This is a genomic window from Amycolatopsis sp. NPDC006125 (genome assembly GCF_040614195.1).
GTDB classification, from domain to species: domain Bacteria; phylum Actinomycetota; class Actinomycetes; order Mycobacteriales; family Pseudonocardiaceae; genus Amycolatopsis_E; species Amycolatopsis_E tucumanensis.
On the sequence record NZ_JBEXTZ010000077.1, the window covers coordinates 1 to 24241 of the forward strand.

The 24241-nt window shown below is 72.2% G+C and carries 23 protein-coding genes; 10 read left to right on the forward strand and 13 right to left on the reverse strand.

The annotated features are described in order from the left end of the window. Nucleotides 1-121 precede the first annotated feature (121 nt). From ABZ193_RS31110 to gatC, 4 genes are read right to left on the reverse strand one after another with little or no spacing between them, the layout of a single operon-like run. Nucleotides 122-640, reverse strand: a complete 519-nt coding sequence (locus tag ABZ193_RS31110) for a hypothetical protein (RefSeq protein WP_354712458.1) — start codon at nt 638-640, stop codon at nt 122-124. Nucleotides 641-642: 2 nt separating this feature from the next. Beyond that, entirely contained in the window at nt 643-2148 is a 1506-nt protein-coding gene (gene gatB, locus ABZ193_RS31115) for an Asp-tRNA(Asn)/Glu-tRNA(Gln) amidotransferase subunit GatB (protein ID WP_020421942.1), read from the reverse strand. Then, entirely contained in the window at nt 2145-3650 is a 1506-nt protein-coding gene (gatA, locus tag ABZ193_RS31120; protein WP_354712459.1) for an Asp-tRNA(Asn)/Glu-tRNA(Gln) amidotransferase subunit GatA, read from the reverse strand. The genes gatB and gatA overlap by 4 nt, the downstream gene beginning before the upstream one ends. Beyond that, nucleotides 3647-3946 carry an Asp-tRNA(Asn)/Glu-tRNA(Gln) amidotransferase subunit GatC gene (gene gatC / locus ABZ193_RS31125; RefSeq protein WP_017987443.1) on the reverse strand — a complete coding sequence of 100 codons (300 nt, stop codon included), beginning with the start codon at nt 3944-3946 and terminating at the stop codon, nt 3647-3649. Before gatC ends, gatA begins: the two co-directional genes overlap by 4 nt. Nucleotides 3947-4161: 215 nt before the next feature. Here gatC and ABZ193_RS31130 point away from each other — a divergent pair, with 215 nt between their 5' ends. Beyond that, nucleotides 4162-4815 carry an amino acid-binding protein gene (locus ABZ193_RS31130; protein WP_027931924.1) on the forward strand — a complete coding sequence of 218 codons (654 nt, stop codon included), beginning with the start codon at nt 4162-4164 and terminating at the stop codon, nt 4813-4815. On the opposite strand, the gene ABZ193_RS31135 is transcribed toward ABZ193_RS31130, so the two are convergent. Beyond that, nucleotides 4816-6831 carry an MMPL family transporter gene (locus ABZ193_RS31135; protein ID WP_354712460.1) on the reverse strand — a complete coding sequence of 672 codons (2016 nt, stop codon included), beginning with the start codon at nt 6829-6831 and terminating at the stop codon, nt 4816-4818. Nucleotides 6832-6949: 118 nt separating this feature from the next. On the opposite strand from ABZ193_RS31135, the gene ABZ193_RS31140 reads away from it, so the two are divergent. Continuing rightward, on the forward strand, nt 6950-7360 hold the full coding sequence (locus ABZ193_RS31140) for a MarR family transcriptional regulator (RefSeq protein ID WP_020421938.1): 411 nt from the start codon (nt 6950-6952) through the stop codon (nt 7358-7360). A gap of 32 nt (nt 7361-7392) precedes the next feature. Continuing rightward, nucleotides 7393-8337, forward strand: coding sequence for an NAD(P)-dependent oxidoreductase (locus ABZ193_RS31145; protein WP_354712461.1), 945 nt, complete (start codon nt 7393-7395; stop codon nt 8335-8337). Between the two features lie 372 nt (nt 8338-8709). Here ABZ193_RS31145 and ABZ193_RS31150 read toward each other — a convergent pair whose 3' ends face one another. The 4 genes from ABZ193_RS31150 to ABZ193_RS31165 form a co-directional block, all read right to left on the reverse strand. Continuing rightward, nucleotides 8710-9201 carry a GNAT family N-acetyltransferase gene (locus ABZ193_RS31150; RefSeq protein WP_020421936.1) on the reverse strand — a complete coding sequence of 164 codons (492 nt, stop codon included), beginning with the start codon at nt 9199-9201 and terminating at the stop codon, nt 8710-8712. 461 nt (nt 9202-9662) lie between these two features. Continuing rightward, nucleotides 9663-11783, reverse strand: coding sequence for an NAD-dependent DNA ligase LigA (gene ligA, locus ABZ193_RS31155; RefSeq protein WP_354712462.1), 2121 nt, complete (start codon nt 11781-11783; stop codon nt 9663-9665). Nucleotides 11784-11794: 11 nt separating this feature from the next. Next, nucleotides 11795-12499, reverse strand: a complete 705-nt coding sequence (locus ABZ193_RS31160; RefSeq protein ID WP_027936576.1) for a hypothetical protein — start codon at nt 12497-12499, stop codon at nt 11795-11797. 10 nt (nt 12500-12509) lie between these two features. After that, nucleotides 12510-13532: a methionine synthase gene (locus tag ABZ193_RS31165; protein WP_020422756.1), complete on the reverse strand. Its 1023-nt coding sequence runs from the start codon at nt 13530-13532 to the stop codon at nt 12510-12512. A 181-nt stretch (nt 13533-13713) separates the two neighbouring features. Between ABZ193_RS31165 and ABZ193_RS31170 the strand changes: the two genes are divergently transcribed. From ABZ193_RS31170 to ABZ193_RS31190, 5 genes are all read left to right on the forward strand, one after another. Beyond that, complete coding sequence (locus ABZ193_RS31170; RefSeq protein WP_020422755.1) at nt 13714-14259, forward strand: hypothetical protein; 546 nt, start codon at nt 13714-13716, stop codon at nt 14257-14259. An 85-nt stretch (nt 14260-14344) separates the two neighbouring features. After that, entirely contained in the window at nt 14345-15385 is a 1041-nt protein-coding gene (locus ABZ193_RS31175) for an MBL fold metallo-hydrolase (RefSeq protein WP_020422754.1), read from the forward strand. 239 nt (nt 15386-15624) lie between these two features. Beyond that, nucleotides 15625-15789 (forward strand): hypothetical protein, encoded by a 165-nt coding sequence (locus ABZ193_RS31180; protein WP_020422753.1) that lies wholly within the window; start codon nt 15625-15627, stop codon nt 15787-15789. 223 nt (nt 15790-16012) lie between these two features. Beyond that, the gene (locus ABZ193_RS31185; protein ID WP_354712463.1) at nt 16013-16492 is read left to right on the forward strand and encodes an acyl-CoA desaturase; all 480 of its coding nucleotides are present in this window, start codon (nt 16013-16015) and stop codon (nt 16490-16492) included. Between the two features lie 128 nt (nt 16493-16620). Continuing rightward, entirely contained in the window at nt 16621-17031 is a 411-nt protein-coding gene (locus tag ABZ193_RS31190; RefSeq protein WP_354712464.1) for a DUF5994 family protein, read from the forward strand. On the opposite strand, the gene ABZ193_RS31195 is transcribed toward ABZ193_RS31190, so the two are convergent. Beyond that, complete coding sequence (locus ABZ193_RS31195; RefSeq protein WP_354712465.1) at nt 17000-18490, reverse strand: acyl-CoA synthetase; 1491 nt, start codon at nt 18488-18490, stop codon at nt 17000-17002. The genes ABZ193_RS31190 and ABZ193_RS31195 overlap by 32 nt on opposite strands. A gap of 49 nt (nt 18491-18539) precedes the next feature. Here ABZ193_RS31195 and ABZ193_RS31200 point away from each other — a divergent pair, with 49 nt between their 5' ends. Beyond that, nucleotides 18540-18980, forward strand: a complete 441-nt coding sequence (locus ABZ193_RS31200) for a GNAT family N-acetyltransferase (protein WP_304413092.1) — start codon at nt 18540-18542, stop codon at nt 18978-18980. Here ABZ193_RS31200 and ABZ193_RS31205 read toward each other — a convergent pair. Continuing rightward, nucleotides 18964-19296, reverse strand: a complete 333-nt coding sequence (locus tag ABZ193_RS31205) for a helix-turn-helix domain-containing protein (protein ID WP_354712466.1) — start codon at nt 19294-19296, stop codon at nt 18964-18966. The two genes, ABZ193_RS31200 and ABZ193_RS31205, sit on opposite strands and share 17 nt — an antisense overlap. Nucleotides 19297-19374: 78 nt before the next feature. Here ABZ193_RS31205 and ABZ193_RS31210 point away from each other — a divergent pair, with 78 nt between their 5' ends. After that, nucleotides 19375-20583: an MFS transporter gene (locus tag ABZ193_RS31210; protein ID WP_354712467.1), complete on the forward strand. Its 1209-nt coding sequence runs from the start codon at nt 19375-19377 to the stop codon at nt 20581-20583. Here ABZ193_RS31210 and ABZ193_RS31215 read toward each other — a convergent pair. Together ABZ193_RS31215 and ABZ193_RS31220 are read right to left on the reverse strand one after the other, a co-directional pair. Next, nucleotides 20529-22370 carry an ABC transporter ATP-binding protein gene (locus ABZ193_RS31215; RefSeq protein ID WP_354712479.1) on the reverse strand — a complete coding sequence of 614 codons (1842 nt, stop codon included), beginning with the start codon at nt 22368-22370 and terminating at the stop codon, nt 20529-20531. The two genes, ABZ193_RS31210 and ABZ193_RS31215, sit on opposite strands and share 55 nt — an antisense overlap. A 77-nt stretch (nt 22371-22447) precedes the next feature. Next, nucleotides 22448-24181, reverse strand: a complete 1734-nt coding sequence (locus tag ABZ193_RS31220; RefSeq protein WP_354712468.1) for an ABC transporter ATP-binding protein — start codon at nt 24179-24181, stop codon at nt 22448-22450. Nucleotides 24182-24241: the final 60 nt, after the last annotated feature.

Consider the following 24241-nt stretch of genomic DNA (forward strand, 5'->3'; position numbering starts at 1 on the left):
AATCGGTTGCCGAGCCACCGGGTCAAGGCACGCTTTCCCGCCTTGACGCGGTGTCTCGGCAACCGAACAATTCAAGATCGGGTTCGGAAGGGGCTGCTTTTCATCCCGCGTAGCGAAAACCTCAGGCCCGGCGGCGCAGCGCCCGAACGTCCAGCACAGCCGCCACCAGCGAGGCCAGCGCACCGAGCATCCCCAGGTACCGGCCGATCCCGGCGTACAGCCCGATGCCGCCCTCGTCGAGCAGCTCGCGCGTGTCCTCGTCGAACTGCCAGCCCATCGCGAACCAGCCGAGGACCATCAACAACAGCGCGACCCCGGCGAAGATCAGCCACAGGTGCGGCAGCCCGGCGACGCGCACCTTGCGGAACTGTCCGAACACGACCACCGCGACACCGGCGAGGAGCAGCAGCAACGGCCCGCACCAGGCGAGGAAGCCGGTGGTCCAGGCGTCCCGCGCGACGTCGGAGGACGGCAGTTCCCGCAGGGCCTCGTCGACGACCTGGTTCGTCGCGGACAGGTTCGTCCACGGCAGGAACAGGGCGAGCGTGGCCACCACGCCCGCCCCGAACGCCGTCCACTCGCGCCAGCTGACGCGGGCGAGCGAGAACCGCTCGGGCTCTGCGGACACCTTCGACGGCATCCTCAGGCGCCCACCCGCTCGATGATCAGCTCGCGGACGCGCTTGGCGTCGGCCTGGCCCTTGGTCGCCTTCATGACCGCGCCGACGATCGCGCCCGCCGCCTGCACCTTGCCGCCACGGATCTTGTCCGCGATGTCCGGCTGCGCGGCCAGCGCCTCGTCCACCGCGGCGAGCAGCGCCGAGTCGTCCGAGACGACCTTCAGGCCCCGCTTCTCCACGACCTCGTCCGGCTCGCCCTCACCAGCCAGCACGCCCTTGACGACCTCACGCGCGAGCTTGTTGGTCAGCTCGCCGGCGTCGACCAGCGCCGCCACACGAGCGACCTGCGCCGGGGTGATCGGCAGCGCGGCAATCTCGGTCTCGCGGGCGTTGGCCTCCTGCGCCAGGAAGTTCACCCACCAGCTGCGGGCGTCGTTCGGCTTCGCGCCCTCGGCGACGGTCGCCTCGACCAGCTCGACCGCGCCCGAGTTGAACAGGTCGCGCAGCTCCTCGGCGGACAGGTTCCACTCGGTCTGGATCCGCTTGCGGCGCGCGGCCGGCATCTCCGGCAGCGTCCCGCGCAGCTGTTCGACCCACTCGCGCGACGGCGCGATCGGGACCAGGTCGGGCTCCGGGAAGTACCGGTAGTCCTCGGCGGTCTCCTTGGTGCGGCCCGGCGAGGTGGTGCCGTCGGACTCCTGGAAGTGCCGGGTCTCCTGGGTGACCGTGCCACCCGCGACCAGCACCGCGGCCTGACGCGTCATCTCGTACCGCACGGCGCGCTCGACGCTGCGGAAGGAGTTGACGTTCTTGGTCTCGGTGCGGGTGCCGAACTCGGTGGCGCCCTTCGGCATCAGCGACACGTTCGCGTCGCAGCGCAGCGAGCCCTGGTCCATCCGCACGTCGGAGACGTCCAGCGCCAGCAGCAGGTCCCGCAGCGCGGTCACGTACGCGCGGGCGACCTCGGGGGCCCGCTCGCCCATGCCGACGATCGGCTTGGTGACGATCTCGATGAGCGGCACGCCGGCGCGGTTGTAGTCCAGCAGCGAGTGCTCCGCGCCGTGAATGCGGCCGGTGGCGCCACCGACGTGCAGCGACTTGCCGGTGTCCTCCTCCATGTGCGCGCGCTCGATCTCCACGCGCACGACCTCGCCGTCGTCCAGCGTCACGTCCAGGTAGCCGTTGAACGCGATCGGCTCGTCGTACTGCGAGGTCTGGAAGTTCTTCGGCATGTCCGGGTAGAAGTAGTTCTTCCGGGCGAACCGGCACCACTCGGCGATCTCGCAGTTCAGCGCGAGGCCGATGCGGATCGCGCCCTCGACGCCCTTGCCGTTGAGCACCGGCAGCGCGCCGGGCAGGCCGAGGCAGGTCGGGCACACGTTGGTGTTGGGCTCGCCGCCGAACTCGTTGGCGCAGCCGCAGAACATCTTCGTCTTGGTGTTCAGCTCGACGTGGACCTCGAGCCCGAGCACCGGGTCGAACCGCTCGACGACCTCGGCGTAGTCCATCACTTCGGCAACGGCGGTCACGCCGAGACTCCCTTCAGCTCCGGAACCCGGTCGATGATCGACCCGCGCGCGACCTCGTAGGCGGCGCCGACCCGGTAGAGCCGGTCGTCGGCCAGCGCCGGGGCCATGATCTGCAGGCCGACCGGCAGCCCGTCCTCATCGGACAGTCCACTGGGCACGCTCATGGCGGCGTTGCCCGCCAGGTTGGCCGGGATCGTGCACAGGTCGGCGAGGTACATGGCCATCGGGTCGTCGACCCGCTCGCCGATCTTGAACGCGGTGGTCGGGGTGGTCGGCGAGACCAGCACATCCACCTTCTCGAACGCGGCCGCGAAGTCGCGGGAGATGAGCGTCCGCACCTTCTGCGCCGAGCCGTAGTAGGCGTCGTAGTAGCCGGAGGACAGCGCGTACGTGCCGAGCATGATGCGGCGCTTGACCTCGGCGCCGAAACCGGCCTCGCGGGTGGCCGACATGACCTCTTCGGCGCTGTGCGAACCGTCGTCGGCGACCCGCAGGCCGTAGCGCATGGCGTCGAACCGGGCCAGGTTCGACGACGCCTCGCTCGGCGCGATCAGGTAGTACGCCGGCAGCGCGTAGACGAAGTTCGGGCAGGACACCTCGACGACCTCGGCGCCGAGCGCCGTGAGCTGCTCGACCGCGCCCTCGAACGAGCGCTGCACGCCGGCCTGGTAGCCCTCGCCGCTGAACTCCTTGACCACGCCGACCTTGACGCCCTTGAGGTCACCGCGCAGGCCCTCGCGGGCGGCGGCGACGACCGGCGGCACCGGCGCGTTGATCGAGGTCGAGTCGAGCGGGTCCCACCCGCCGATGACCTCGTGCAGCAGCGCGGCGTCCAGCACGGTGCGGGCGCACGGCCCGGCCTGGTCGAGCGAGGACGAGAACGCCACCAGCCCGTAGCGGGACACCCCGCCGTAGGTCGGCTTCACGCCGACCGTGCCGGTGACCGCGCCCGGCTGGCGGATCGAGCCGCCGGTGTCGGTGCCGATCGCCAGCGGCGCCTCGAAGGCGGCCAGCGACGCGGCGGAGCCACCGCCGGAGCCGCCCGGGATGCGGGCGTGGTCCCACGGGTTGTGCGTCGGGCCGAACGCGGAGTTCTCGGTGGAGGAGCCCATCGCGAACTCGTCCATGTTGGTCTTGCCCAGGATCGGCACGCCCGCCTCGCGCAGCTTGCGCGTGACCGTCGAGTCGTACGGCGGGATCCAGTTCTCCAGGCTCTTCGAGCCGCAGGTGGTGGGCAGGCCCTGGGTGGTCAGCACGTCCTTGAGGGCGAGCGGGACACCGGCGATCGGCGAGGCCGGGGCCTGGCCGTCGGCCAGCGCGGCGTCGACCTCACGGGCCGCCGCGAGCGCGCCCTCGGCGTCGACGTTGAGGAACGCGTGGACGTGGTCGTCGACCTCGCCGATGCGGTCCAGGTGCGCCTGCGTGACCTCCGCGGCCGACACCTCGCGCGCATGGATCTTCTCGGCCAGCTCGGCGGCCGACAGCCGTGTTAGGTCGGTCACTGTTCCTCCCCCAGGATCCGCGGCACCCGGAAGCGGCCCTCTTCGGCGGCCGGCGCACCGGCCAGCGCCTGCTGCTGAGTGAGCCCGGGCCGGACCACGTCCTCGCGGAAGACGTTCGTGAGCGGCACGGCGTGCGAGGTCGGCGGCACGTCGTCGGCGGCGACCTCGCTGACCTTGGCGACCGCGTCCAGGATCTGGTCGAGCTGACCTGCGAAAACGTTCAGCTCGTCGTCGGTGACCGCGAGCCTGGCGAGCTTGGCCAGGTGCGCGACCTCGTCGCGGGAAATGTTGGGCACGCGGGTGACTCCCGGGGTGTGCGGATCGGTGTTTCGGTGAGTCACAAGTCTATGGCGGCGGGCCTTGCGACCTCGACCGGGTTGTGCACGGCGGGCTCGCGATCCGGTCTCGGTAGGCAGACGATGGCTCCCCGTGACGGCCTTCGTCTGTCACAATCAGCGGCCGGTTGCGCTCCCCGGCGAGGCGGGAGCGCCGGACCCGAGAGGGGTTCACGTTGTCCTTCCTGATCCGGGTGCAGCTCCCGGACACGCCAGGAACCCTCGGAGCGGTCGCGACGGCTCTCGGCATGATCGGGGCGGACATCCTCTCGGTGGACGTGGTCGAGCGCGGCGGCGGCGTCGCGATCGACGACATGGTCGTGGAACTGCCCTCCGGCAGGCTGCCGGACGCCGTGATCACCGCGGCGGAGAGCGTGGAGGGCGTCGAGGTCGACGCGGTGCGGCCGTACGCCGGCGTGCTGGACACCCATCGCGAACTGGAACTGGTCGAGGAGATCGCCGCGCAGCCGGCGTCCGGGCTGTCGGTGCTGGTCGAGGGCGTGCCGCGGATCATCCGGGCGGGCTGGGCGATCGTGGTGTCGGTCAGCGAGCCGGGCGTGGACCGGCTGGCCTCCTCCAGCGCGGCGCCCGAGGCGCCGATCACCGATCTGCCGTGGCTGCCGCTGGAGCGCGCCACGATCCTGGACTCCGAGGACTCCTGGGTGCCGGAAACCTGGCAGGAGCTGGGCACCGAGCTGGCCGCGACGCCGCTGGGCAAGCCGGACAAGGCGCTGCTCGTCGGCCGCCCCGGCGGCCCGATGTTCCGGGCCGCCGAGGTCGCGCGCCTCGCGCACCTGGCCGGGATCGTCGCCGTCGTGCTCGACGGCTGATCACGGCACCTTCGACGGCCACCAGATCCGCCGCCCGACGTCCAGCGTCAGGGCCGGCACCAGCAGCGACCGCACGATCAGGGTGTCGAGCAGGACGCCGAACGCGACGATGAACGCGATCTGGGCCAGGAACAGGATCGGGATGACCGCCAGCGCCGCAAAGGTGGCGGCGAGCACCACCCCGGCCGAGGTGATCACGCCGCCGGTGAGCGTGAGCCCGCGCAACGTGCCCTCGTGCGTGTTCGTGCGGAGGGCCTCCTCGCGCACCCGGGTCATCAGGAAGATGTTGTAGTCGATCCCGAGCGCCACCAGGAAGACGAACCCGAACAGCGGCACCGCCGGGTCCGCGCCGGGGAAGTCCAGCAGGTGGTTGAACACCACCGCGGACACGCCCATGGTGGCGGCGAAGGACAGCACGACGGTCGCGATCAGCAGCAGTGGCGCGAGCAGGGCCCGCAGCAGCAGCGCGAGCACCGCGAAGATCACCACGAGGACGATCGGGATGATCACCGCCCGGTCCCGCTCGGAGGTCTCCTGCGTGTCCAGCTGGGTGGCGGTGGTGCCGCCGACGACGGCGTCCGCGCCGGGCACCGCGTGCACGGCCTCCCGGATGCGGCCGACGGTGTCGAGCGCGGCTTCCGAGTCGGCGGCGTCGGTGAGGATCGCGACGACCTGGACGCGGCCGTCGACCACGTTGGGAACCGCGGCGACCTGCGCCACCCCGTCCACCCGCGCGGCCTGCGCGACGGCCTCGCCCTGGCCCGCGTTGGCGATGATCGTGGTCGGCGAGCCGGACCCGCCGGGGAAGTGCTTGACCAGCACCTCCTGGCCGGCGACCGAGTCGACCGGGGTGAGGAACAGGTCGGACTGCGCGACGCCGCCCGCCTTGAGCTGTGGGACGAACGCGGCGCCCGCCAGCAGCAGGACGGTGGTGCCGATCCAGATCGCCCGCGGTTTGGCCGCGACGGCCTTGGCGATCCGGCCCCAGATGCCGCGCGACTCCGGGTGCGGCGAGCCGAGCTTGGGCCGGACGGGCCAGAACGCGGCCCGGCCGAGCAGGGCGAGCGCGGCGGGCAGGAACGTGACGGAGGCTGCGAACGCGGCGGCGATGCCGATCGCGGCGACCGGGCCGAGGCCGCGGTTGGACTGCAGGTCGGAGAACAGCAGGCAGAGCACGCCGAGCACGACGGTCCCGGCCGAGGCGGCGATCGGCGGCAAGGTGGCGCGCCAGGCCAGTTTGACGGCTTCGTAGCGGCTCTCGGTGTCGCGGAGTTGTTCGCGGAACCGGGAGACCAGGAGGAGCGCGTAGTCGGTGGCCGCGCCGAAGACGAGGATGAACAGGATGCCCTGGCTCTGCCCGTTGAGGGTGAGGACGTCGTGGTCGGCGAGCAGGTAGACGACCAGGCTGGCCAGCCCGAGCGCGAAGACGGCGGAGAGCAGCACGACGACGGGCAGCAGCGGGCTGCGGTAGACCACGACGAGGATGAGCGCCACGACGATCCCGGCGACCAGCAGGAGCAGGCCGTCGATGCCGCCGAATGCGGTGACGAGGTCGGCGATCTGCGCGGCCGGTCCGGCGACGAGGACGGTCAGCCCCGGCGGCGCCTGGCGGAGTTCGGCGCGGATCTGCTCGACGACCTCGCCGGGTTCGCCGCCGACCAGGACGGAGACGGTGAGTTCGAGGGCCTGGCCGTCCTGGGACGGCTGCGGGCTCGCGACCTGCGTGACGCCGGGGACGGCCTGGATGCGGGCCGCCGCCTCGGCGAGGAAGGCGTTGTCCTGGGGCGTGACGCCGCTGGTGCGCTCGGCGACGACGATCGCCGGGAGGGTCTGGTCGGTGCTGAAGGTGCGCTGCTCGTTCAGCGCGCGGGTGGATTCGGCGGACGCCGGGAGGAAGGCGGAGTTGTCGTTGGTGGCGACGTCGCTCAGCTTGCCCGCGTAGGGGCCGCCGAAGCCCCCGAGCGCCAGCCAGGCGACGACGAGCAGGGCGGGGACGAGCCAGCGTGCGGTCCTCATGGGCTAATACAGTCCTAGGGATCGGAGAGTTGTTCAGCAGGCTGAACATTACCGGGAGGTGCGGTTGCCCGCAGAGGAAGGCCCGGCAAATCGGACATCGCTCGAGGGTGCGGAAGGGATGGCCTCCTGGCCCACCGGGCGGTTGCTGTCCGCGGCGGCGCGACTGGTCGAGCAGCGGTGGACGGCGCGGCTGGAGACGCTCGGGCTGTCGCACGCCGGGCTGATCGCGTTGCACACGCTGCGCGGCGGGCCGTTGTCGCAGCGCGCGCTGGCCCGCCGGTGCCAGGTGACGGACCAGACGATGAGCCGCACCCTGGACCGGCTGTCCAGATCCGGGTACGTCACGCGCGTGCCCGATCCGCTCGACGGCCGCCGCTCCCTGGCGCGGCTCACCCCCGCGGGCGAAGAGGTGCTGGCCACTTCGGAGCAGATCGCGCGGGAGGACTCGTCGGTGATCGGCGCCCTCGGCGACGACGCGGCCTTCCGGCGGCAGCTGATCGAACTGATCGGGCACCTGACCGGCTCATGACAAGTGTCATAGTCGCGCGCTAGTGTGCTGGGATGGAGCTGGGTTTCCTGGGGCTGGGCACGATGGGCACGCCGATGGCGCTGAACCTCGTCCGCGCGGGCGCGCCGCTCGTGGTGTGGAACCGGACCGCCGCGAAGGCCGAGGTGCTGCGCGCGGCGGGGGCGGCGGTCGCCGGGAGCGCGGCGGAGGTGTGCCGGCGGGCGGACGTGGTGTTCCTGATGCTCGCCGACGGCGCGGCGGTGGATGCCGTGCTGGGCCGCGGCGGGAGCGGGTTCGCGGCGAACGTCGGCGGGCGGATCGTCGTGCACATGGGGACGACGTCGCCGGAGTACTCGCGTGGGCTGGCGGCCGATGTCGCCGCGGCAGGTGGCCGGTACGTCGAGGCGCCGGTGTCGGGGTCGCGGAAGCCGGCCGAGGCGGGGCAGCTGGTGGCGATGCTGGCGGGCGAGCCGGGGGCGGTGGCCGAGGTGGGGCCGTTGCTGGCGCCGGTGTGCCGTCAGGTGGTGGAGTGCGGGCCGGTGCCGGGCGCGTTGCTGATGAAGCTCGCGGTGAACCTGTACCTGATCACGATGGTGACGGGCCTGGCCGAGGCGACGCACTTCGCGGAGCGGCAGGGCCTGGACTTGGCGAGGTTCGTGGAGGTGCTGAACGCGGGCCCGATGGCGAGCGACGTGTCCCGGGTGAAGGTGGCGAAGCTGGTGGCCCGGGATTTCGGGGTGCAGGCGGCGATCGCGGACGTGCTGAAGAACAACCAGCTGGTCGCGGAGGCGGCTCGCGGGGCGGAGCTGGCGTCGCCGCTGCTGGACGTGTGCCACGAGCTGTACGGGGAGACGCTGCGGCTGGGCCACGGCGCGGAGGACATGGCGGCGGTGGTGCACGCGATCGAGGACCGGACGGCCGCGATCGAGCAGCGGACCGCCGCGATTGCTGCTGGTGAGGCCCCGGCCCCAGCGGCGGCTCCCGAGCCCGCCGGCTGAGCCGAGCCGGGGGTGGAGGCGATGCGGCGGGGCTGAGTTCACCCGCCGGTGAAGGTGAACCGGCGCGTCACAGGAGCAGCCGGAAGGCGCGCAACCACAGGCCCGGCAGCGGTTCCCAACCCCGACCGCGACTGAAACCCACCGCCGCAGAGCCAGGCAGCGCCTCACCCCCGCCAGCACCACAACCCTGGTGCGAACGCCCCCGGCGTCAGTGCCCCCTCACAGGAGCAGCCGGAAAGCCGCAACCACAGGCCCGGCAATGGTCCCCAACCCCGACCGCGACTGAAACCCACCCGCTGCAGAGTCAGGCAGCGCGCCTCACCCTCGCCAGCACCACGACCCTGGTGCGAACGCCCCCGGCGTCACTGCCCCCTACAGGAGCAGCCGGAAAGCCCGCAACCACAGGCCCGGCAACGGCTCCCAATCCCGTTCCGGCAGGCGGATGAAACCGAGCCGGGTGTAGAGGCGGTGCGCTGTCTTCATGGTGTCCAGGCTGGACATCACCACGGCGCGGGCGCCGAGGGCACGCGCCCGGTCGAGCACTGCTCGCGTGAGGGCCTCGCCGACGCCGCGGCCCCGGGCGGCGGGTGCGGTGGCCAGCATGCGGAACTCCAGCTCACCGTCGCGGGCGATTTCGGCGTAGTGCGTTCCCGGGTGGACGATCGTGACCGAGCCGAGCAGGCCGTCGTCGTCCGTGGCGACCAGGAGTTCGGCGTGTTCGGCGCGGTGGGCGGCGTCGGCCAGTTCGCGGACGTAGTCGTCGTCGGCGGTGATCAGGCCGTCCGCGAGGTAGGCGGAGGCGGTCAACTCGCCGATGGCCGCGTACTCCTCGGGGCGGGCCGGTCGGACGGACACCTCGCTCATCGGCCACCTCCGGCTGAGATCACCACGGGCACAACGGCCGGCCCCGCAACGGGTTCCACCGGCCACACCACGGGCGCGCTCACCCGCGCCATCCCAGGAGCGCGCCCTGGCCGCACCGCTCGGCCGGACACTCCGCTCGCCAGCCGCACCACGCACGCCCCGGTCAGCCCCGCCACCGCAGCGGAGCCCTCCGGCCACGGCGCGCGAGCCGGCACCTCACCCATCAGCCGCACCGCGGTCGCCCTGGTCGGCGCCGCCCCGGGGGCGCGCCCTGGCCGCACCGCTCGGCCGGACACTCCGCTCGCCCGCCACACCACGCACGCGCCGGTCGGCCCCGCCACCACAGCGGCACCCTCCCGCCGCCGCGCGCGAACGGACACCTCACTCACCGGTCGGCTCCTCCGTCAGCCCCGCCACCACAGCGGACCCACCCCTCCGGCCGCGGCGCGCGAGCCGACACCTCACTCACCAGCCGGCTCCTCCGTCGGCAGTGCCACCTCGGCGGCGGCCTCGGGGCCGCGGTCCAGCAGCACCTGGAAACCGCCCTCGTCGAGGATCGGGACCTTCAGCTGCACCGCCTTGTCGTACTTGGAGCCCGGCGCGTCGCCGACCACGACGAACGCCGTCTTCTTCGACACCGAGCCCGCGGCCTTGCCGCCGCGCGACATGATCGCCTCCTTGGCCTCGTCGCGCGAGAACGTGTTCAGCGAACCGGTCACCACGATCGACAGGCCTTCCAGCGTGCGCGGCACCGACTCGTCGCGCTCCTCCGCCATCCGGACCCCGGCGCGGCGCCACTTCTCCACCACCTCGCGGTGCCAGTCGACGGCGAACCACTCCCGCAACGCCCCGGCGATCGTCGGGCCGACACCGTCCACATCGGCCATCGCGGCCTCGTCGGCGTTCTCGATCGCCTCCAGCGAGCCGAACTCCCGGGCCAGCGCCTGCGCCGCGGTCGGGCCGACGTGCCGGATCGACAACGCCACCAGCACCCGCCACAGTGGACGGTCCTTCGCGCTGTCCAGGTTGGCCAGCAGCTTGCGCCCGTTCGCGGACAGCTCCCCCGCCTTGGTGCGGAACAGCTCGACCCGCCCCAGCTTCTCCTCGTCCAGGTCGAAGATGTCGCCCTCGTCGACGACCACCCCGGACTCCAGCAGCGCCGTCGCGGCCTCGTAGCCGAGCATCTCGATGTCGAACGCGCCACGCCCGGCCAGGTGGAACAACCGCTCCCGCAGCTGCGCGGGACACGACCGCGCGTTGGGGCAGCGGATGTCGACGTCGCCCTCCTTCTGGTGCGCCAGCTTCGTGCCGCACTCCGGGCAGAACGTGGGCATGATGAACTCGCGCTCGTCGCCGGTGCGCACGTCGACCACCGGGCCGAGCACCTCGGGGATCACGTCGCCCGCCTTGCGGATCACCACGCGGTCGCCGATCAGCACGCCCTTGCGCTTGACCTCCTGCGCGTTGTGCAGCGTCGCCATCGCCACCGTCGACCCGGCCACCTTCACCGGCTCCATCACCGCGAACGGCGTGACCCGCCCGGTGCGGCCCACGTTGACCTGGATGTCCAGCAGCCGGGTGGTCGCCTCCTCCGGCGGGTACTTGTAGGCGATGGCCCAGCGCGGCGCGCGGGACGTGCTGCCCAGCCGCCGCTGCAGCGACACCTGGTCGACCTTCACCACGATGCCGTCGATCTCGTGCTCGGCGTCGTGCCGGTGCTCGCCCCAGTACCGGATGTGGTCCAGCAGCTCGGACGCCTTCTCGACGACCTTCGTGTGGCTGGACACCGGCAGCCCCCACGCCGCCAGCGCCTCGTAGGCCTCCGACTGCCGGGCAGGCTCGAAACCCTCGCGCTTGCCGAGCCCGTGGCAGATCAGCCGCAGCTTGCGGCTGCGCGTGACCTTCGGGTCCTTCTGCCGCAACGACCCGGCCGCGGTGTTGCGCGGGTTCGCGAACGGCGGCTTGCCAGCCTCGACCAGCCGGGCGTTGAGCTCCGCGAAGTCCTCGACCCGGAAGAACACCTCGCCGCGCACCTCGACCAGGTCGGGCACCGGGTACTCGTCGGTGCCGGTCAGCGTCTCCGGCACCTGCTCGAGCGTGCGGACGTTGAGCGTGACGTCCTCACCCGTCCGACCGTCGCCGCGGGTGAGCCCGCGGACCAGCCGCCCCTTCTCGTACAGCAGGTTGATGGCCAGCCCGTCGATCTTGAGCTCGCACAGGTACTGGGTGGACCCGCCGACCTCGCGCTCCACCCGGTCGACCCACGCCCGCAACTCCTCCTCGTCGAAGACGTTGTCCAGGCTCATCATGCGTTCGAGGTGGTCGACCGCGACGAAGTCGGTGGAGAACGTGCCGCCGACGTTCTGGGTCGGCGAATCCGGCGTCGCCAGGCCCGGGTACTCCGACTCCAGCCGCTCCAGCTCCTTGAGCAGCGCGTCGAACTCGCCGTCGCTGATGACCGGCGAGTCCAGCACGTAGTACCGGAACTGGTGCCCGCGCACCTCTTCCGCGAGCGCGCCGTGGCGATCGCGGACCTCGGCGGGGACCTCGGTGACGTCCTGTGCGGCTGGAGTCTCACTCACAGTCCGTCAGCTTAGTCAGCACCACCGACAGTTTCCGGGCGTTCCTCGTCCAGACCACGGACCAGGTCACGCAGTTCGAGGAGCGTGATGGCGCCGGCGGGCTCGGCCTCGGCCGTCTCCACCCTGCGTAACCGTTCCGCCGCGAGGCGTTCGCCGAGCGTTGCGTCCAGCGGCAGGAACGTCATCGCCGACCGCGCGGCCGGGTCGAGTTCACCCAGCAGCGGGTGGTGGACCGCGACGTCGACCACCCCCTCGGCCTCGTCCACCTGCGCGGCGACCCGGACGTCGGCCAGCGCGACCGACCGCGTCCCGAGGTTCACCGTCACGCCCGTCGGATCGGGCACCGGCGGCACCGAGTCGTGGTACTCCCAGATCGCGTCCTCGGGCGGCGCGGCGGCCTTCCACGCGTCGGTGAACGGCCGCAGCGCCGGGTCCTCCTGGCCGCTCACCACGAGCGCGTAGATGGCCCGCTGCCCTCGTTCGAGTGACACGTGCAGGTCCGGGTGCAGCTCGGCGACGGCAGCGGCCAGCTCGCCCTCGACGCGCTGCGGCTCGCGGTCGCCCAGCGCCGCGCTGATCTCCGGCAGCATCTCCGGCCAGCGGCGCCAGAAGCGCTCCGCGGCGGCCACCGGGTCGTCCGGCACCGCCTGCTCCGGCCACGCCGTGCGCGGGTCGGGCAGCTCGTCCTCTGGACGCCGTCGTCGAAACCATCGCATCGGGTAGGTCCTACCAGCCTTCCGGCGGCTCCACGAACGCTTTGCCCAGATCCGTGGTCAGCTTCAGGGCGCGGCGCACCCAGTCCGCGGTCGCCCCGGCGAAGCCGCACGTCGGCGTCGGCACCGCGCGCTCGGCCAGCGTCGAGCGGTTGAACCCGAGCCGGTCGGCCAGCGCCAGCGCGGGCTGCGCCAGCTCCCGCAACGCGGGTCGCCGGGCCGGTTCCAGCGCAGGCACCAGGCCGAGGAACAGCACGGTCCCGCTGTCCCAGGCCTCCCCCAGCTCGTCGAGCAGGGTCGAGGGCGCTCCGCCGAGCAGCGTCGCGTCGATCGCCAGCGCACCCGCGCCCGCGGCGTGCAGGAGGCCGACCGGCGGCCGCGCGGCGCAGCAGTGCACGACGACCGGCTGCCCGGTCAGCTCGCCGGCCCGCTCGATCACGCGGCTCAGCAGTTCCCGCGCCTCCGGTTCAGGGACCGCAGGGACGGTGCCGTAGCCCGACGGGGTCGGCAGCGAACCGGCGAGCACGGCGGGCAGGGTCGGCTCGTCGAACTGGACCACGACCTCCGCGCCGGTGCGCGCCTTGAGCTCGCCGACGTGCGCGGCGAGCCCCTCCAGCGCCGATTCGGTGAACTCGCGCACCGCGCCGCGGTCGGTGAGCACGCGGTGCCCGCGCGGCAGCTCGATGCCGGCGGCCAGCGCCCACGGCCCGGCCAGCTGCGTCTTGATCACGGGCGCGGCACCCGCCTCGGTGACCGCGTCGAGGTCCCAGCGCAGCAGGTCCACCGCGCGCCGGTGGTCGTGCCCCGGGCGCGCCGCGACCCGGTAACCGCTGGGCACGACCTCGATCGCGAGGTCCACCAGCATCGCGGCGGTCCGGCCGATCAGGTCCGCCCCGACGCCGCGGGCAGGCAGCTCCGGCAGGTGCGGGAAGTCGGGCAGCTCGCCGAAGACGACGGCGGCCGCCTCCGCCGGGTCGGCGCCGGGCATCGATCCCACCGCGGTGGCCGCACCGGGTGGCCAGACGTGTTCGCTCACACCCCGATTCTCCAAGGCCGCCCGGCCGGTCGCGCCCCCGGCCCCGCGGGCGGCCCGGAAAATGGCGCCGGGAGGAATAGCGGAAAGGTGTCGATGTCGGAAAATCCGGTCAACCGGACATTTCTCCGCAATTCCCCGGTCGTCTCCCGTTCTTGATTTCCGCTGGCTAACCTTGACGGGCATGACGAGCGGTTCGCGGCACGCGGGCGGTGGCACCCTGTTCACCGAGCCCTTCCTGGTGGTCAGCCACCGTGCCGGGGCGGCAGGGCCCGGCGTGCGGGACCAGCACGGGCGACCGCTGGGAACCGTCGCGGAAACCGATCACGGCGCGTTCCGGAAAACGTTGTGGGCGCTCACCGGATCCGCCCGCTTCCGCCCGAACTGTTTCGCCGTCCGCGACTCCGGCGGAAGTGTCGTGCTGAAAGTGCGGGCACACGACTCGCGCTTTCTGGTGACGCGCGCGGACGGCACGCCGATCGGCGGGATCGCGCCCGACGGGCCGGACCGGTTCACGCTGTCGGCCCACGGCCGCCCGGCCGGGGTGCTGGAGCACCGGCGGCCGCGTGAGTTCAGCATCACCGACGCCGCCGGCCGGGAAGTGGCGCGCTCGGCGGAGGGGGACGGCCGCGACTACGTCGTGGAGGTGTTCGCGCAGCTCACGGATCCGCTGGCGAGCCTGGTGATCGCCGCGGCGCTGACCCTGGACACCGCGCTGCGCCCGGGGTGACGTGGGTCTCAACCACGGCAGGTGGACTTTCCACCCGGGAAGTTCCAAAGTGAAATTTCCCGGTCGGAAAGGACGATGAGGTCTCGTGGAAGCAACTCCGGAAGGCAGCGCCGAGTGGAGCGAGCCCGGCCTGTACACCGTGGCACCGGGCGTGCACCGGATCCCGTTGCCGCTGCCCAACGACGGGCTGCGGGCCGTCAACGTCTACGCCCTCACCGAGGGTTCCGAGCTGGTGCTCATCGATTCCGGCTGGGCGCTGGACGAGGCGCGCGAGCAACTCGCCGCCGCGCTCAAGGGGCTGGGCGCCGAACTCGGTGACGTGAGCCAGTTCCTGGTCACCCACGTGCACCGCGACCACTACACGCAGGCGGTCGCGCTGCGGCGGGAGTTCGGCGGGCGGATCGCGCTGGGCTCGCTGGAGGAGCCGTCGTTGCGCATGACGGCGGACCCGGACGTGGTGCCGCTCATCGGGCAGATCCGGTCGCTGCGCATGTGCGGCGCGGATCCGGTGGCCGACGAACTGGTGCGGGTGTTCGAGATCCACGGCCGCAACACGGAGGCGTCGATCTGGGAGCAGCCCGACGAGTGGCTCACGCCGGGCCGCCGCGTCGTGCTTCCCGGCAGGCAGCTCGACGTCGTGCACACGCCGGGGCACACGGCCGGGCACGTCGTGTTCGACGACGGCGCGGCGGGGCTGATGTTCACCGGCGACCACGTGCTACCGCACATCACGCCGTCGATCGGTTTCCAGCCCGCGGTGGCGGAGATGCCGTTGCGCGACTTCCTGGACTCGCTGCGCCTGGTGCGGGGCATGCCGGACCGGCGGATGCTGCCCGCGCACGGCCCGGTGTCCGACAGCGTGCACGCCAGGGTCGACGAACTGCTGGACCACCACGCCCAGCGGCTCGACGTCATCGCGACGACCATTGTGGACGGTGCCGCGACCGCGTACGAGTCGGCGCTGCGGCTGGGCTGGACGCGGCGGCAGCGCAAGCTGGACGAGCTGGACGTGTTCAACCGGATGCTGGCCGTCCTGGAGACCGCCGCGCACCTCGACCTGCTGGTCCACCAGGGCAAGCTGGCCCTGCTCGTCGAGGACGGGGTGCGCCGCTACTCGGTGGCCTGAGCGGGTCGCAGGGGCGCCCGGGCGCGACTTCGCGTAGGGTGGGTGGCAGCGGGCGGGTTCGGTCGCCGTCGACGCCGGTTGCGAGGAGCACCGGAACGGTGAACCTGCCGCGATGCTGACGCTCGCCCCCCGCTGCCATCGACTCCGCCGGTCACGGGCTGTTTCCCGGGCCGGACGTCCTCACCACCTGGCTGCCGCGCCAGACGGCGCCGGCCACCCCTTTTCAGGAGCTCACCTTGATGCAGACCACCCGTCAGACCCGTACCCCGGACGCGGCCGCGCCCGTCCTGTTCAGCCACCCCCTGGCCGAGGAACCCACCCGGACCGCGGGCGAGGTCGACGTGACCCCCGCGCGGCACGTCCGCTTCGCGGCGCCGTCGTCCACCCCGGCCCGCCGCCGCTGACCGGCGCCACGGCGCCCACTTCGTCCGGAACCGGCAGCGACTACGCCGCCCTGTCGCGCGAGATCCGCGCCGCGGGCGCCCGGACCGCCTTCGCCTCCTCGGCGACAACTGGTGGCAGTTGCTGAGATCTTCCGGACGCGCCGCCCCGACGACACGCTGGGGACGCTGCGCGGCGGCCTGATCGGCATGCACGAGGAACCTGCACGCCTCCGGCATTCGTTCGGTGTGGCGGGGTGAGACCAGGGCCCGGCGCCTCGAAGGCGCGCTGCTGGTCGCCCACACCGTGGGGTACCTCGCCGCTGTGTTCCTCGTCCTGTCGCCCGGCATCGCCGTGTTGTTCGTCGTGGTGCACCAGGCGCTGTGGGGTGTCTACATGGGATGCTCGTTCGCCCCGAACCACAAGGGCATGCCGACGATGACCGGCGAGTCGCCGGACTTCCTGCGCAAGCAGGTGCTGACGTCGCGCAACGTCCGCGGCGGCTGGTTCACCGACTTCCTGCTCGGCGGGCTGAACTACCAGATCGAGCACCACCTGTTCCCCAGCATGCCCCGGCCGCACCTGCGGCACGCGCAGCCCATCGTGCGGCGGTTCTGCGCCGCGCACGGGATCTCCTACAGCGAGACCGGTCTGGTGCGGTCCTACCGCGAAGTGTTGCGGCACCTGCACGAAACGGGCGCGCCGCTGCGGGCCGGGACCGTGTAGTGTCGGTGGTGCCGGGACTTCCCGGCACCACACCGGCCGCTCTTCCGGCCGGGGACGGGAGCGCCGACATGACGTCGGGTTCACCCACATCCACCACCACCCCCCAGCAATCCGGGCCGGGTCTGCGCATGACGCTCAAGCCGGAGGCGCCTGCCACCGGGCAGGTCGACGGCGCGTGGTGGCCCAGGTCCCGCGACCTGTCCGCCGAGTTGCCCGCGCTGCTCGCCGCGCTGACGGCCCGGCTCGGCGCCGTCGAGCGGTCGACCTACCACTTGGACGGCTGGAACCCCGCAGGCCCCAAGCTCGCCACCGGCGGGCGCACGGTGCGGCTGGACGGGTTCCGGTCGCAGCGCCCCGGCACCGTCACCCTCGTCGGCCCGGGCATGCGCCGCCTGACGCTGCTGGTCGTGCCGCCGGAGACCACCGACGCCGCCGCCGCGAAGGCGATGCGCGACGCGTCCCTTCCCGGCGGCGACGACAGCGTGGACAGCCTGATCGGCGACGAGTTCAGGAGAACTGCTCCCGCAGCTCGCGCTTGAGGATCTTGCCCGAGGCGTTGCGCGGGAGGTCCGGGACGAACCGGATCGCCTTCGGCACCTTGAACGCGGACAGCCGTTCCCGGACGTGGGCGATCAGTTCCTCCGGCGCGACGTCCTCTTTGGACACCACGACCGCGGTGATCGCTTCGATCCACTTCTCGTCGGGGACGCCGATCACCGCGGCTTCGGCCACCGCCGGGTGCGTGTAGAGCGCGTCCTCGACCTCGCGGGACGCCACCAGCACACCGCCGGTGTTGATCACGTCCTTGATGCGGTCGACGACGTAGATGTAGCCCTCCTCGTCGATCCGCACCAGGTCGCCGGAGTGGAACCAGCCGCCGTGGAAGGCTTCCGCCGTCTCCTCGGGCTTGTCCCAGTACCCCTCGCAAAGCTGCGGGCTCCGGTAGACGCATTCCCCGGACTCGCCCGGCGCCACGTCGTTGCCCTCGGCGTCGACCACGCGCAGTTCGACGAACAGCACCGGGCGGCCGGCCGAGTCGGGGCGCTCGGCGTGATCCTCGGGGCGCAGGATCGTCGCCAGCGGGCCGATCTCGGACTGCCCGAAGCAGTTGTAGAAACCCAGCTCCGGCATGGCTTCCCGGAGGCGGTCGAGCACCGGCCCCGGCATGATCGACGCGCCGTAGTACGCCTTGCGCAGCGCACTCAGGTCCCGGGAGCCGAAGTCGGGGTGGTTGGCCAGCGCGACCCACAGCGTCGGCGCGGCGAAGAACGCGCCGTGCCGGTCCTCGGCCAGGCGGCGCAGGATGTCCGTCGGATCCGGCGTTTCCAGGAGCGTGTTCGTCGCGCCGACGGCCAGCCACGGGACGAGGAACACGTGCATCTGCGCCGAGTGGTAGAGCGGCATGACGTGCAGCGGGTCGTCGTCCGCGGTGAGGTCGAGGCCGGTGATGCACGAGAGGTACTCGTGCACCAGCGCGCGGTGGGTCATCATCGCACCCTTGGGCCGGGACGTCGTGCCGGACGTGTACAGCAGCTGCACGAGGTCGCCGTCGGCCACGTCGACGTCCAGCGCGGGCGCCTCGCCGGACAGCGCGACCAGCGCACCCTCGGCGTCGCGCAGCGGCACCACCTGCTCCAGCGGCGGCAGGTTGCCCGCCAGCGCGGGGTCGGCGAGCGCGACGCGGCTGCCGGACTGCTCGACCAGGTAGGCCAGCTCGTCGCCGGTCAGGTTGTAGTTGACGGGCACGTGCACGAGCCCGGCGCGGGCGCACGCGAGGAAGCCGATCAGGTAGGCGTCGGAGTTCTTGCCGTACGCGGCGACCCGGTCGCCCTTGGCCAGCCCGAGGCCGAGCAGGTGCGCGGCGGCGCGGGTGACGGCGGCGTCGAGTTCGGCGTAGGTCCAGGTACGGTCGGCGAACTTCAGCGCGACGCGAGCGGGCCAGCGCGCCGCGCTGCGCCGGAGGATGTCCGCGACGGTGCTGGAGCGGAGCGTGGTCAAGGGGACTCCTCCTTCGGCGCCGGTGCCATACTCGACTGTCGTGAGTGAGATCCACATTAGACGTGCCCGGCGCTCCGATGTCGAGGAGATCGTGGCGATGCTGGCCGACGACGACCTCGGCGCGCGGCGGGAGGCGCCCGGCGACCCGGCCTACCTGCGGGCGTTCGAGGCGATCGACGCCGACCCCGGCCAGCTGCTGGCGGTCGCGGAGCGGGACGGCGACGTGGTGGGCACGCTGCAGCTGACGTTCATCCCGGGCCTGTCCCGCCGCGGCGCGACGCGGGCGCTGGTCGAGGGCGTGCGGGTGCGGTCCGACCAGCGCGGCGGTGGGCTCGGGGCCAGGCTGATGGAGTGGGCGGTCGAGGAGTCCCGGCGGCGGGGCTGCGCGCTGGTGCAGTTCACCTCCGACGCCTCCCGCACCCGCGCGCACCGCTTCTACGAGCGGCTCGGCTTCGAGGCCACCCACCTCGGGTTCAAGCTGATGCTGTAGGCGGTTCCCAGTTCCGCACCAGGTCGAGCAGGCCCGGGAACCGCGCGTCGAGGTCGGCGACGCGCACCTCGCTGCGGCGCTCCAGCCCGTACTGCCGCTGGGTCGTCACCCCGGCCTCGCGGAGCAGCTTGAAGTGGTGCGTCAGCGTCGACTTCGGGCGGTCGATCCCGAACCAGCCGCACGAGCGCGGCACGCCCGGCGACTCCAGCAGCAGCTTCCGCACCATCCCAAGCCGCAGCGGGTCGCTGAGCGCGGACAGCACCACCTCCAGGCGCAGGTCCTCCCGGGCCGGCTGCGGCAACGTCTCCTCCGTCACAGTTCGAATAATATCGTACTAGCGTCTAGTTCGACTATCTTCCAACTAGTACGACAAAACTCGAACTAGGAGGAGATCGTGAAACGCACCGCCTGGCTCGCCGCCTGGCCGGTCCTCGCCGTGTTCGTCCTGTCCAACGCGCCGACCCCGCTCTACGTGCTGTGGCAGCGCGAACTCGGCTTCTCCGCAGGCGTCCTGACGGTCGTCTTCGCCTGCTACATCGCGGGCCTGCTCGCCGCGCTCCTGATCGCGGGTGTGGTCTCGGACCGGATCGGGCGCAAACCGGTCCTGCTGCCCGCGCTCGCGCTGGGCATCGTGGCGTGCGTCCTCTTCGCGACGGCCGGTTCGGTGCTCGTGCTGGCGGTCGCGCGGTTCCTCACCGGGGTCGCGGTGGGCGCCGCCGTCTCCGCGGGCATGGCCGTGGTGCACGACGTCGCCCCGGGACAGGGCAAGACCGCGGCGCTGGCGTCGTCGACCGCGATGGTCCTCGGCGCGGGTCTCGGGCCACTGCTGGCCGGTGTCGCGTCGGAAACGCTGCCGGGGCCGACCGTGACGATCTTCCTCGCCGAGATCGTCCTGCTCGTCTCCGCCGCGGTCGTCGTCGCCCGGCTGCCGCTGCCCCGCCCGGTGAGCACGACCCGCACCTGGATCCGGATCCCGCAGGTCCACCCCGGCGGGCGGAGCGCGGTCCTGCGCGGCATCGCCGTGTTCGCGCCGGGCATCACGGCCACGTCGTTCGTGCTCTCGCTGGGCCCGTCCGTCCTCACCGAGCTGCTGGGCACCACCAACCGGATCGTCGCCGGCGCACTCGCGTTCGTCATGTTCCTCGGCGCGACGGGCGTCCAGTTCGCGGTGCGAGGCCTGCCGGTGCGGGCGATCCTGCTCGCCGGCGCCGCCTCCACCACGGCAGGCATGGTCGCGCTGGTCGTCTCACTGCAGACGTCGTCGCCTGCCCTGCTCGCGGTCGCCGCGGTGCTCGCCGGGGCCGGTCAGGGCATGGGCCAGTTCGGCGGCCTCACCCTGATCAACGCGAGCGTCCCGGCGAACCGGCTCGCCGAGGCGACCGCGGCGCAGAACGTCGGCGGCTACGTGCCCGCGGCGGTCCTGCCGCTCGCCGCCGGGTTCCTCAGCGACGCCACCGGTCTCGCCACCGGCGCGACCGCGTTCGGCGCCGTCGTGACCGCCGCCGCGGTGGCGGGCGGCCTCCTCGCGGGACGAGGCCGCCCTGCCCGTCAGGTCGCCGCCTCCACCGGGCTGCGGAACTGCGCCGAGTACAGCCGGTTGTAGGCGCCGCCCGCGGCGAGCAGCTCCTCGTGCGTGCCCTGCTCCACGATCCGCCCCGACTCCATCACCAGGATGAGGTCGGCGTCGCGGATCGTGGACAGGCGGTGCGCGATCACGAACGACGTGCGGTCCGTGCGCAGCGCCGCCATCGCCTGCTGCAGCAGCGCCTCGGTGCGGGTGTCGACCGAACTGGTGGCCTCGTCGAGGATCAGCAGCGACGGGTCGGCGAGGAACGCCCGCGCGATCGTCACCAGCTGCTTCTCCCCCGCGCTGAGGTTGGTGCCCTCGTCGTCGATCACCGTGTCGTAGCCGTCGGGCAGGCTGCGCACGAACCGGTCGACGAACGTGGCCCGCGCGGCCGCCTCCACCTGCTCCGGTGTCGCCGACGGGTTGCCGTAGGCGATGTTGTCCCGGATGGTGCCGTTGAACAGCCAGGTGTCCTGCAGCACCATGCCGGTCTGACCGCGCAGGTCGTCGCGGGTCATCGCGGTGATGTCCACGCCGTCGAGCGTGATCCGCCCGGCGTCCAGCTCGTAGAACCGCATGATCAGGTTCACCAGCGTGGTCTTGCCGGCCCCGGTCGGCCCGACGATCGCCACCGTCTGGCCCGGCTCGGCGACCAGCGACAGGTCCTCGATGAGCGGCCGTTCCGGGTCGTAGGAGAAGAACACGTGCTCGAACTCCACCCGGCCCCGGCGCCGCTCCGGCACCGCCGGGGACGCGGTGTCCGGCTCCTGCTCGGCCGCGTCGAGCAGCTCGAAGACCCGCTCGGCGGAGGCGACGCCGGACTGCAGCAGGTTCGCCAGCGACGCCGCCTGGGTCAGCGGCTGCGTGAACTGGCGCGAGTACTGCAGGAACGCCTGCACGTCGCCGAGCGTCATCGTCCCCGTCGCGACCCGCAGCCCGCCGACGACCGCCAGCACGACGTAGCTGACGTTCGACAGGAACATCATCGCGGGCATGATGATCCCGGAGATGAACTGCGCGCCCATGCCCGCCCGGTAGAGGTCGGCGTTGCGGCGCCCGAACTCCTGCTCCACCTCGCGGCGGCGGCCGAACACCGTGACCAGCTCGTGCCCGCTGAACGCCTCCTCGATGTGCGCGTTGAGAGCGCCGGTGTGCTTCCACTGCGCCACGAACAGCTTCTGCGAACGCTTCCCGATCACCCTGGTCAGCACGATCGACGCGGGCACCACCAGCAACGCGATCACCGCGAGCAGCGGCGACACCACGAACATCATCACCAGCACGCCGATCAGCGACAGCAGCGACGTGAGCAGCTGGCTCAGGGTCTGCTGCAGCGTCAGCGCGATGTTGTCGATGTCGTTGGTGACGCGGGACAGCAGCTCCCCGCGCGGCTGCCCGTCGAAGTAGCGCAACGGCAACCGGTGCAGCTTCGCCTCGACGTCCTCGCGCAGCCGGTACACCACGCGCTGCACGGCGCCGTTGAGCAGGTGGCCCTGCAGCCAGCCGAACACCGACGCGGCCACGTACAGCACCAGCACCCAGGTCAGCACGCGGCCGAGTGCGGCGAAGTCGATGCCGGCGCCCGGCACCACGTCCATCCTGGCGAGCATGTCGGCGAGGTTGGTGTTGCCCTCCGCCCGCGCCGCCGCGATCGCCTGCTCGGCGGTGGTGCCGGCGGGCAGGCGGCTGGAGACGAAACCGCCGAAGATGATGTCGGTGGCGTGACCGAGAATCTTCGGCCCCACCACGGTGAACGCGACGCTCGCGACGCCGCACGCGACCACGAACGCGAGCGTGAGCCGCTCCGGGCGCAGCCTGCCCATCAGGCGCCGGGCGCCCTCGCCGAAGCTCTTCGGCTTCTGCACCGGCCCGGCGGGAGCGCCGGGAAAACCTGGTCTGGTCACGCCGCTTCCTCCGCGGTGAGCTGGGACTCCACGATTTCGAGGTAGGTGGGGCAGTCGCGCAGCAGCTCCGCGTGCGTGCCCAGCCCGACGATCTCCCCGTTCTCCAGCACCACGATCTGGTCGGCGCCGACGATCGTGGAAACCCGTTGCGCCACCACGATCACCGCCGCCTCCGCGGTGTGCGGGGCCAGCGCGGCGCGCAGCCGGGCGTCGGTGGCGAGGTCGAGCGCCGAGAACGAGTCGTCGAACAGGTACACCTCGGGTTTGCGCACCAGCGCCCGCGCGATCGCGAGCCGCTGCCGCTGCCCGCCGGAGACGTTCGTGCCGCCCTGCGCGATCGGGGCGTCCAGTCCGCCGGGCATCTCCGACACGAACTCCCGCGCCTGCGCGATCTCCAGCGCCTCCCACAGTTCTTCGTCGGTGGCGTCCGGTTTCCCGTAGCGCAGGTTGCTCGCCACGGTGCCGGTGAACAGGTACGGCCGCTGCGGCACCAGCCCGATCCGGCTCCACAGCACGTCCGGGTCGAGTTCCCGCACGTCGACGCCGTCGACCAGGACGCGGCCTGCCGTCGCGTCGAACAGCCGCGGCACCAGCGACAGCAGCGTGGTCTTGCCGGCGCCGGTGCTGCCGATGATCGCGGTGGTCTTCCCGGCCTCGGCACGGAACGCGATGTCCCGCAGCACCGGGGCGTCCGCGCCCGGGTAGCGGAATTCGACCCCCTGGAACTCGACGGCGCCGCGCTCGGTGACCTCCCGCACCGGGCGCAGCGGCGGCCGCACCGACGACTCGGTGTCCAGCACCTCGGCGATGCGCTCGGCGCACACGGACGCGCGCGGGACCAGCGTCGCGATGAAAGTGGCCATGGTGACCGACATGAGGATCTGGATCAGGTAGTTCAGGAACGCCGTCAGCGCCCCGATCTGCATCTCGCCGCTCGCCACGCGGTGCGCGCCGAACCACAGCACGGCGACGCTGCTGGCGTTCATCACCAGCAGCACCGTCGGGAAGATGACCGCCTGCAGGCGGCCGACGCGCAGCGCGGTGACGGTCAGCTCGTCGTTGGCGACGGCGAACCGGCGCACCTCGTCCCGCTCGCGCACGAACGCCCGCACCACGCGGATGCCGGAAAGCTGTTCCCGCAGCACGCGGTTGACGCGGTCGATGCGGGTCTGCATGAGCCGGAACTGCGGCACCATGCGCCACACCACGAGCCCGATGGCGGCCAGCAGCACCGGCACCGCGACCAGCAGCAGCCAGGACAGCCCGACGTCCTGCCGCAGCGCGAGCACGATGCCGCCGACGCACATGATCGGCGCCACTATCAGGATCGTGCAGCCCAGCACCACGATCAGCTGCACCTGCTGCACGTCGTTGGTGGTGCGCGTGATCAGCGACGGCGCCCCGAACTGCGCCACCTCGCGCGCGGAAAACCCGCCGACGCGGTGGAAAACGGCGGCGCGCACGTCGCGCCCGAAACCGGCCGCGCTGCGCGCGCCGAAGTACACCGCCGCGACGGAACAGGCGATCTGCAGCAGCGTCACCGCCAGCATCCACCCGCCCGCGGAGAGGATGTAACCGGTGTCGCCGGTGGCGACACCGTGGTCGATGATGTCCGCGTTGAGGCTCGGCAGGTACAACGACGCGATGGTGCCCGCGAGCTGCAGCACCACCACCGCGGCGAGCGCTCGCCAGTACGGACGCAGGAATGTCCGCAATATCCGGTTGAGCACGATTCCCCCTAGGAACGGTCGGTATCCACTGTGTAGGCTACGCCCGTAAGAAACGCAACG